10 protein-coding genes and 1 pseudogene are annotated in these 8,748 nt (G+C 55.7%); 4 read left to right on the top strand and 7 right to left on the bottom strand.

Annotated elements, in window-relative coordinates; translation table 11 throughout:
- Nucleotides 1-321 precede the first annotated feature (321 nt).
- From AC1DVH_RS22195 to AC1DVH_RS22185, 3 genes are all read right to left on the bottom strand, one after another.
- A complete protein-coding gene (locus tag AC1DVH_RS22195; RefSeq protein ID WP_477755618.1) occupies nucleotides 322-864 on the bottom strand; it encodes a histidine phosphatase family protein in 543 nt (180 codons plus the stop codon).
- A 170-nt stretch (nucleotides 865-1,034) separates the two neighbouring features.
- Nucleotides 1,035-2,102, bottom strand: coding sequence for an SDR family oxidoreductase (locus tag AC1DVH_RS22190; protein WP_477755616.1), 1,068 nt, complete (start codon nucleotides 2,100-2,102; stop codon nucleotides 1,035-1,037).
- A 3-nt stretch (nucleotides 2,103-2,105) separates the two neighbouring features.
- Nucleotides 2,106-2,525, bottom strand: a complete 420-nt coding sequence (locus AC1DVH_RS22185) for an ester cyclase (protein WP_477755615.1) — start codon at nucleotides 2,523-2,525, stop codon at nucleotides 2,106-2,108.
- A 117-nt stretch (nucleotides 2,526-2,642) separates the two neighbouring features.
- Here AC1DVH_RS22185 and AC1DVH_RS22180 point away from each other — a divergent pair, with 117 nt between their 5' ends.
- From AC1DVH_RS22180 to AC1DVH_RS22170, 3 genes are all read left to right on the top strand, one after another.
- The gene (locus AC1DVH_RS22180) at nucleotides 2,643-3,560 is read left to right on the top strand and encodes a LysR family transcriptional regulator (RefSeq protein ID WP_477755614.1); all 918 of its coding nucleotides are present in this window, start codon (nucleotides 2,643-2,645) and stop codon (nucleotides 3,558-3,560) included.
- A gap of 92 nt (nucleotides 3,561-3,652) precedes the next feature.
- Nucleotides 3,653-4,195, top strand: a complete 543-nt coding sequence (locus AC1DVH_RS22175; RefSeq protein WP_477755613.1) for a DinB family protein — start codon at nucleotides 3,653-3,655, stop codon at nucleotides 4,193-4,195.
- 331 nt (nucleotides 4,196-4,526) lie between these two features.
- Nucleotides 4,527-5,063: an NADPH-dependent FMN reductase gene (locus tag AC1DVH_RS22170; protein WP_477755612.1), complete on the top strand. Its 537-nt coding sequence runs from the start codon at nucleotides 4,527-4,529 to the stop codon at nucleotides 5,061-5,063.
- On the opposite strand, the pseudogene AC1DVH_RS22165 reads toward AC1DVH_RS22170, so the two are convergent.
- Nucleotides 5,063-5,281, bottom strand: a pseudogene (locus tag AC1DVH_RS22165) (IS66 family transposase); the annotation flags it as partial. The gene AC1DVH_RS22170 and the pseudogene AC1DVH_RS22165 sit on opposite strands and share 1 nt — an antisense overlap.
- Complete coding sequence (tnpB, locus tag AC1DVH_RS22160) at nucleotides 5,235-5,426, bottom strand: IS66 family insertion sequence element accessory protein TnpB (RefSeq protein ID WP_477755617.1); 192 nt, start codon at nucleotides 5,424-5,426, stop codon at nucleotides 5,235-5,237. The pseudogene AC1DVH_RS22165 and the gene tnpB, both read right to left, overlap by 47 nt.
- 405 nt (nucleotides 5,427-5,831) lie before the next feature.
- On the opposite strand from tnpB, the gene AC1DVH_RS22155 reads away from it, so the two are divergent.
- Entirely contained in the window at nucleotides 5,832-7,016 is a 1,185-nt protein-coding gene (locus tag AC1DVH_RS22155; protein ID WP_477755611.1) for a hypothetical protein, read from the top strand.
- 220 nt (nucleotides 7,017-7,236) lie between these two features.
- On the opposite strand, the gene AC1DVH_RS22150 is transcribed toward AC1DVH_RS22155, so the two are convergent.
- Together AC1DVH_RS22150 and AC1DVH_RS22145 are read right to left on the bottom strand one after the other, a co-directional pair.
- Nucleotides 7,237-7,566 carry a hypothetical protein gene (locus AC1DVH_RS22150; protein WP_477755610.1) on the bottom strand — a complete coding sequence of 110 codons (330 nt, stop codon included), beginning with the start codon at nucleotides 7,564-7,566 and terminating at the stop codon, nucleotides 7,237-7,239.
- 671 nt (nucleotides 7,567-8,237) lie between these two features.
- On the bottom strand, nucleotides 8,238-8,748 hold a 511-nt coding region (locus AC1DVH_RS22145), incomplete at its 5' end, for a substrate-binding domain-containing protein (RefSeq protein ID WP_477755609.1).

Below are 8,748 nucleotides of genomic sequence, written 5' to 3'. Positions count from 1 at the left end.
TGCTTTATCCGGTGCAAGCATGTCTCCCACGATAGCGCCGGTTGCGTAGACGATGACTGAGTTACCACCCGCCAATGCCTGGGCGGTTGCCAGGCGAAAAATGTTGCTGTTTCCAGATGTGGCTGACACGACTTCTCTCCCTTGAATGAATCGTCCCTTAATGCAGCTGCAGCGTGCCGATTATCAATGAAAACTAATGGCCGCGCTGCTCCTTTCGATATACAGGCGCCGGTACCGCGCAGGTCATCGACAAGGGCCTCCCGACAGCGGGTCTGCTAGCCCACGTCATGATGGCCAGGTTCGCCGACCATCTGCCGCCTCTTACACACCATCGTACTGATACACGGTCGCACTCCAGTACTGACTKCCGTTACGTTTTTGGYGAGCCCATCCGTCGGCCACCAGTTGATTGGCGATCATTCGATTCATAAAGCCGTGACCGAGCAGCAGAACCGGTCCATCGCTGGCAAGGGACTGCAATCGTTTGGCTGCCACACTGGCGCGCATCCTCGCAGTGCCGGCGGATTCGACGTTGCGTGAGTAACCGCACAGCCATAAGACTCGAAGGATAAATGCCCAGGTAAACGGCGATAACCGTGGCCGTTTCCAATGACCACAAGGTAGTTGTGCTTCGCAGAAAAGTGCGTCGACCAGTGCAGGCTTCAGGCCGAGCGCCTGGAGGGAGGTCAGCGCACGAGGCGCGCTGCTTGAAACAATCACCGTGGCGGTTGCGGCAAGTTGCATGCTGGCATGCGGGACCGGGTGGTGGGTAATTTCGGATCGATCGTATTGCTCGATCCAGTCTTTCATCTCGAGCGCTGAGATTTTGTCGGTTGCGGCCAGTTTTGGCTGGCCGTGACGCATCAGGATTATTTCCCTGTTCACAAATTTACGTCCTTGTTCTTCCATGTGGTAAATGACCAGGAAGTGCGGTTTCGGGAACTCCAGGTACGCCTCGCGTGCCAGCATCAAACCGCACAATGWGGCTCGAGACTATCGGCTTTGGGACTAGACGGAAATCCCGTCTGCGAAAGTCAGTTGTCGACCATGACGGATGAGCTTTTTTTCTTCGAGGCACGCGCACTGTGCTTTTCAAACCAGCCGTGATCGCGGTACCAAGCCACGGTATCAGTGATTGTCAGCTCTAGCGCCCGGAAACTCAGGCCAAGCTCTTGTTCACTCTTGCGGTGGTTGAAACAGGTGCGGTCCTTCTCTCGTACCAACAGGCGCAACGTGGCCATGCTCAGCAGAATGGGCTTGCCGGTAAGGCGCGCATAGATCTCCTGCACAGCCGCCAAGGTGTATAGAAAGGGCAGCGGTAGTTGTCGAACGGGTGTCTTGACGCCCGCGATACGTCCTAGAACAGGTACCAGCTGACGCATCGTCATATGCCGACCCGCCGCGAGATAGCGCTCACCTCGTCGGCCCTGTTTGGCGGCAGCAATCAGCGCCCCTGCCACATCTCGGGCATCGACAACGGAGAAGGTGCCAGGGATCAGCCCAGGCAACTTGCCGTTCACGACATCGTTGACCAATTGTCCCGAAGAGGTCGGGCCAATGTCGGCAGGACCCCACATCCAACCGGGCAGGACCATGCAGGCATGCATCTCGGGATGTGCCTCCAGGAACGACAAGACGACACGGTCGGCGAGGATCTTGCTGCGGTAGTAGTCATCCGCGTCGGCATCGGCCCGCAGACATGTCTCATCGATGGACGAGCCAGGTGCGCCGTCGAGCACGGCAATGGAAGACGTATGGATGAACCGTCGTATACCGGCGCGGTAGGCCTGGTTAAGCAGGCGCCGCGTACCAGACACGTTGATCTTTTCGAGTTCTTTCCAGTGGCTGCCACCCTTGTAGTTATCGCGAAAGAACGCCGCGGTGTGAAACACCGTATCGCAACCTTGCAGCGATGCTGCGAATGCGTCGACATCGGCCATGTCACCCACGACCAGCTCCACCCCCGGCAGATTGTTGAACTGCTGTTCACCTTTGGCTCTTGAGCGGACCAGGCCTTTGACCGTGTAGCCACGAGCGACCAATTCACGCACCAGGTTGTTGCCCAGCAAGCCGGTTGCTCCAGTAACGAATGCGCTGCGCATGGTTCAACCCTCACCCTGTTCGGCTGACGGCATCAACACCGCACTGTCGAAGAAGACCTCTTCACGGATGGCCAGCCCGTTTCTGAAGGTGAAGTGTGCGGCGTAGTGCACGGTAATATGGCGTCCATGGGGTGCAATCACCCGGCCTGGCAGCACCAAGGGTGCGGCGAAGGTGCCAGTCAGTTTGGCAGTTAGCGCCAGAAGATCGCCAGCGACCATGAATGGGGTGAAGGTCACTTGGGCATCAGGGAACGCTTCGAACAGCGCAGTCTCTCGTTTGCGCATGGCGTCGCGACCGGTTTGAATCCCCATACCATCGAGGTAGATGAAGTCTTCGCAAACCAACGCAAGCATCGCCTCCACATCACGGCGATTGAAGGCTCTTGAGGCGCGTTCCGCATAGTCGTTGGGGCCAGTAGTCATTACAGTCCATTCCATTCGTGTCGAGGGTCTGTAGATATACCTTTGAGGCCTCCCCCGAAAAACAGCGACTACTGCATAATGGATTTGCACATATGCAGACCAGGGAGGACAGGACGCATGGCGTTGCAAGCAAATTGGGACGATCTTCGTCTGCTGTTGGCAGTCTCGCGGCGTGGCAGCTTCCTTCAAGCTGGCCAGTTGCTGGGTATCGCGGCGTCTACCGTGTCCCGCCGCCTGACCCAACTTGAGGTCGCACTGGGCGAGCCACTCGTCGAGCGGGGCGTTGAAGGATGCTGGTTGACCTCGCGGGGCCAATCCCTCGTGGAAGTTGCCCTGGCGGCGGAAGCGGGCTTGAGGCGTCAAACCGCTGCTGGCATATCCGAGCTACACACAGAGCTATCTGGCAGTGTCCTGGTCAGTGCAGGAGAGGGGTTCTCGTCTTGTGTGCTGGAGGCCGCGGGTCGCTTCACTTCTCTGCACCCGCGTTGCTCGGTGGAGCTGATGGTCACAGCCGACTTTCACAAGATCGTCCGCGGCGTGGCAGACATTGCTGTACGTACGGCTCATCTGGGTGAGCCGTCGCTGATTTATCGACCAATAGGCCGGCTCGCCTACGGTGTCTTCGCTGATGCAGGTTATCTGAAGCGGTTTCCAGGGGTGACCCCGGCCACTGCGGTCAATGTTGCCTTGCTTCCCCCGCTGGACATGTTGCCGCAAATGCGTGCGGCAAAGGCCGGTGGTCTGGACCGCGCGCAGATCAGCGTGAATTCGTTCGCCGTGCAGCTCGAATCGGTGAGGCGAGGTATGGGGGTGGCCGTACTGCCCCGTATACTGGCGAAGGATCTGATCGGGTTGTTCCCGGATCTCCACCTTCCAGATATGGAGGTCTATCTGGTGACCCGGCCTCAGGCATTGAAGCAGGCCCACATCAAATGTTTTTTTGCCATCCTGGAGCAGGTGTTGCTCGAAGCCCTGTCCATGGAAAATGTCGAAGGTTACCTCTTGGGGGGCGACCCGCGAGTATCGGAGCAATAACGACCTCTACCGCGTACGGGTCACCGTGCAATAGACTGGGTTTTGCGATGAGCGTGGAGCGCTTGTCAAATACCCACTCAAAGGATGAGCACATGAGCCGTACCGGCCATATCTGCCTGATGGCGACCTATAACAAATGGATGAACGAAAAGATCCATGGAGCGGCCAGGTGCTTGTCCGATGATGAGCTCTCAGCTGATAGAAAAGCATTCTTCAGGTCGATTCTCGGGACGCTAAACCACGTGGCAGCCGGAGACACCGTGTGGCTAAAGCGATTCGCCAAACATCCAGCGAACCACTCGGCATTGGAGCCGGTGAGGCGACTTCCTGATCCGAAAAACCTTGACCAGGCGTTGTTCTCTACTATTCGAGAACTCTCAGTGTATCGAGAGAGGCTTGATCAGATAATCGTCGAATGGGCCAGCTCTATTACAGAGTCCGATCTGGACCACACCCTCCATTACGCCAGCTTGAAGGGTGTCGTGTCCGACAAGGACTTTTACGGTCTGGTGATGCATTTCTTCAACCATCAGACCCATCACCGTGGCCAGGTTACTACGCTGCTTTCACAGGCTGATGTCGACATAGGCGATACAGATTTAGTCGTCCTCATCCCATCCCGATCCGGCGTATGAAGAAAAGCGGGATACCGGTATTGAGAATTCACCGCCAAAAGGGGTAATTCGATTCGGATCGCACTGATTGCATCGCTGTCGCCCTGGCTTGATCCATGACGAACACCTCGCACCGCTGGTGGTGAACGTGCGGTGTCCCACCGCATCGTTGCCTACCTGATAGCTAATCCCGGGGGTAGGGTGACCTTGCGACACAAGCGTCTGGCAAAGCCATCTGGTCATCGCCCAGAAACCAAGGCACGGGATTGACTCCGGTGGCTGGGCCGATGATGGTGCAGTAAGTGGCCCTCATGCGACACTCCCCGCCCTACAAATCAGGGAGCGTGTTGACATGGTGCGTTTGCTTGCGGTTTCAGGGAGTCTTCGTGAGGCCTCCTCCAACTCAGTGCTGTTGCGTGCAGCTGAGGTTCTCTGTCCCAAAGGGCTGTCGATAGCGCATTATCACGAGGTTGGCCAGTTACCTCATTTCAACCCGGATTTCACGGAAAATCCTCCTGAATCCATCATGGGCTTACGCTTGAGTATCGCCCACGCGGACGGCGTTCTGATCTCTTGCMCTGAGTACGCTCGCGGAATTCCCGGCTCATTCAAGAATATGCTGGACTGGCTCGTTAGCTCTGAGGAGTTCCCAGGTAAACCCGTTGCTCTTTTCAACGCTTCACCTCGGGCTTCGCACGCGCAGGCGGCACTGCGGCTGGTTCTGGAAACAATGTCGGCTTGTATCGTGGAGCAAGCATCAATATCCGTAAATTTGCTTTCCACGCAATTGAGTGCAGAGACTATCGCAAATGATCCAACGATCCGCCCACTGATCGTTTCGGCACTTGAAGCATTCAAGCAGCAAATCGATGGAAAAAAAGCGGGCTGATACACGTACGGATCATGGCCATTGAGCCTTGCAGACTGGATCAAACTCATGATCGCCGCTGCCCGTTTTCCGCTGCGTAGAGATCCTGCAAAGAGCCAGTTCTTGCGTCCAGGAGCCCATGGTCGGATCTGATTCTCGGCCCAATTGTTGCCAATGGGAACGGCCCCGTCATCAAGGTGGCGCGATAGCGCTGCCCAGCGTTTCAGGCTGTAATCCAGTACTCTGCTGATAGCCGAAACCGTCATGCACCAGAACTTTCATACGAGTAGCGCGCCGGTTGGCGAACAGATAAGCACAGTGCGGCTTAGCCGCGCCGAATACCGCGATCACCCTGGCCAACGCAGTCTCGGTGCCTGCACGCATGTCCATMGGCTCGGTGGCGAGCCAGATGGWATCGATGCGGATCATCGCAGCAGATCTCGCAGAAAAGTCGCGCAGGCAGCAGCACTTTCGGTTGGCCAGTTCACTTTTGCGAAATTGCACTCCACTTGACCACCCGTTTGCATTCGACCTGACCAGTCATTTGCATTCGTTCTGACCACCAATTGCATCGGATTTGACCAGCTTGCTTTGTGGCCATGACCGGCAGAAATCGGCCAAAAGCAGGCGGTGGACGGAGCGATGGAAAAGAGTAGCTATGCTTGGTTTGCTGACGGAAATGATTGAGCCAAATGGGCTTCCGTTCTGTGAAGGCGTTATCACCTCACGTGAGGTGTCGAATATTCCTTGCGACTTTTGACCCAAGCCTTGCAGGAGTCCTTTCATTTCATGGCGAAGCTAATAGCCTTCACAGCGTTTCTACTGGTGGGGATTCCTCTCGAACAAGCCGCTGCCGGAAGTGCAGCGCTGAGAATATTCTGGTCAGAAACTATTCCTGGAGGGAGAGACACGCAAGACGCTCTCGCTATTCGAGGAATCTCGCTCGACGCCAGCGGTTCAATAGTGGCGTTAGGAAATAAAGGGGTATCGCAATCGATTCTCTTGCGGCCCAGCGAAGCAGGCCCTGGATCTATCATTGAGCTAGCAACTCAAGGGCAGGCCTTGCAAATTGTGYAGGGACCCGCTGAGACTCTTTGGCTTGCCGGTCTAACAAACAGGCGAATGTACGTCCCCGGCGGAACGATGGCAGATGCCTATCTCGGAAAGCTCGATCCACAGGGGCGAATCGTTGCGGAATACTCTTTTAGCTCGATCCGATTTCGCTTCATCAATAGCGTGACCTCGCTCGACTCAGGCGAATTGGTCGTCGCGGGTCGTGACGGTGCTGAAAATTGGCTGGCGGCCGTATCGACTCAGGGCAGGCTCTTGTGGCAACGAAGGTTAGGACTCGGAAAAGGGGTGGCTGTTTCAGCAGCAGGTGACCAAATCGTAGCGGCCACCATTGCAGGTAGGCGCGAGGACAACAACAAAAAATACTGGGACGATGTGAATGTCCTAAGTCTTGACCGCACGGGACACGTGATTGGCTGGCAAACTGTTAGAGCAAACATCAACAGCCATTCTGGAAGTGGTTCAGGAACGGTTGCGATGGTGAAGTCACGAACTGCGTTTTATGTACTATCGAGTTGGGACGATACTCAGAGCGCGAAGCCTCTGGAAATCATAAAGCTCTCCTTCGACGGTTCTATCTCCTGGCGCAAGGAGCTTTCGCAGTCAATATCGCAGGAGAGGAATAAAACCTGGAGATCCTGCGATCAAGGGCAGATGGCTCTTGAAAATGACGACCTCTTGGTCGTGTGTTCTATCGAAGCGCAGATTCTGGTTTTTCGGCTCGATGCAAAAAATGGTGATGTGACAGTTATGTCCGTACCATTGCCCGAATGCCATGAAGGCCGGCCGGCTGCGCTCTTCCTGACGCAAAGGAAGAATGGGGCGATCTGGATTTTTGGTTCAAGGCCGGACAGTAATGTAGGGAAAAGTTGCACGTGGCTTGGAGAGCTATCGCTTCCATGACGTTTATCTGCTTGGTTTTGTAGACACCTCCAAGCCTTAAAGTTAGACCACCAAGAAGTTAACTGCCCCCCGTCTCCCTAGACAAGGAAGATGTCTGACGGGCAGCTATGGGTCGACTTGAGCCGGTCACATCAGACCGGCGTCGCTCGAAGAGCCGCTCGGGCTAATCGCGAAATAAAAGATGGCTCGATGACTGACCCACGAGCCTCGGGAAATCCCCCTACATCGGTTTGACCGAAACCACTTCCACAAACCTGAATTTCTTCCTGGCCGCCCTAGTGGCCTCTTGCTCTGCCAAGAGGGTGCTCAACGTATCGGCCTCATGGACCACCTCTTGCGTCTTGCCTTCAAACTCATTGCCCACCCGCAGCGTGACCCTCAGCCTGGGCGTGAACGCTTTCGTGGCCTTCTTTTTCTCTGCCGCCTTTGTCGGCTGGATGATTACGACATCCGAGGTGTCCTGCGCAGGGGAGTCAATAACCTGCGCAAGGGGCTCGGCACCACCGAACAGTGCCCGGCGCATCTCTTCTTCCGTCAATTCTGCATTCATGCCATTTCTCAGAGGGGTGTGATGAGTAACTAGTCCAATTCTATCAGCATGGCCGGTCTCTCTATTATCAAGTCTCTGAGGCAGACCTCTGAATCTGCCTGAACCCATGGCGACCACTACCGGCCAGTTTTGGTTCGCTTGTGGGCTGATACGGCCGACTGAAGTCGACCCACAGCTGGCGGTGGCGAGAGGCAGAAATCGACCCAAAACTGTCGTTTGCGAAAGGCTAGTTGGTGATAAGTAGCCATATAGCACGACGTCCAAGCTGCTACCGATACACTACTAGCGATAGATTTGTTCCAAGAGTTCAACCGACTTTATCAGCACGTCATTCCATGAGGGAAGATATACATAGTTAAATCTGAGTGTAATGAGTGCACCTTGCTGCTCCGTTAAATTGCAGAGTGCGCCTGTTGTTTTCGTCCTGTAAACACCTGAATTAAAAGCTCAATTTTTCCGCTATTATCGTTCTTCCAGTAAAGCTCAGTATGTAATTGAGCAAAAGACGGATCTGGCCCAGTATAGAACGATGGCAACACGCGCATAATCGAGAATTGCCGCGGCAGCCTCTGTGTCGTATCCATTGCCCCAAAAGACTTTAGCGAAACTGCCCTGCCAGGCGCATTAGCGGCTAGCCCGGCAGTCATATCAGCCACAGACCCTCTGGATCGTCAATGCTCCTCGATCAACCGTTGCCAAAAGGCCTCGGTATGAGGATTACGGTTATCCCGCCAGCGCACCAGAATCACCTCCAGATGGTCGGACTCCATGTCGGGGTACAGGCGCACCAGTTCCTGCCGCTCGATCAGCGGCGCGACCATGCTATGGGGCATGCACGCCACCCCTTGACCGCTGGCCACCATCGGTTTGAGGGCTTCCGAGACGGTGGCTTCGAATACCTGGCGCAAGCGCTGGGGCTGTGGGTGGCGGTTGATCTGGGTGCGCGACAGTTCATGCAATTGCGCACTGCGCGAGTAGCTCAACAGCGGGATCGGTTCGTCGGTGTGCGCGCAATGCGCGGCCAAGGCCGGCGTGGCCACCCAGTACAGTTCGTCATGGCCCAGAGATTTCACCTCGAACTCACTTTGCCGAGAGTAGGGGCCAGTCTTGGCATCGCGGTAGAACAGGATGAAATCACAGCGTCCCGACATCAGCGCCATGTAGTAGTCATCTGTGCTGCGA

It is taken from the genome of Pseudomonas sp. P4_C3, from assembly GCF_056402075.1.
This window is presented reverse-complemented; position numbering and strand designations above follow the sequence as displayed.

Bases quoted from the DNA above. Each gene is read 5' to 3' on its own strand.
- tnpB (WP_477755617.1), bottom strand. From the start codon at position 5,426: ATGCGTGCAGGCACCGAGACTGCGTTGGCCAGGGTGATCGCGGTATTC.
- AC1DVH_RS22175 (WP_477755613.1), top strand. From the start codon at position 3,653: ATGAGCCGTACCGGCCATATCTGCCTGATGGCGACCTATAACAAATGG.
- AC1DVH_RS22185 (WP_477755615.1), bottom strand. From the start codon at position 2,525: ATGACTACTGGCCCCAACGACTATGCGGAACGCGCCTCAAGAGCCTTC.
- AC1DVH_RS22150 (WP_477755610.1), bottom strand. From the start codon at position 7,566: ATGAATGCAGAATTGACGGAAGAAGAGATGCGCCGGGCACTGTTCGGT.
- AC1DVH_RS22190 (WP_477755616.1), bottom strand. From the start codon at position 2,102: ATGCGCAGCGCATTCGTTACTGGAGCAACCGGCTTGCTGGGCAACAAC.
- AC1DVH_RS22180 (WP_477755614.1), top strand. From the start codon at position 2,643: ATGGCGTTGCAAGCAAATTGGGACGATCTTCGTCTGCTGTTGGCAGTC.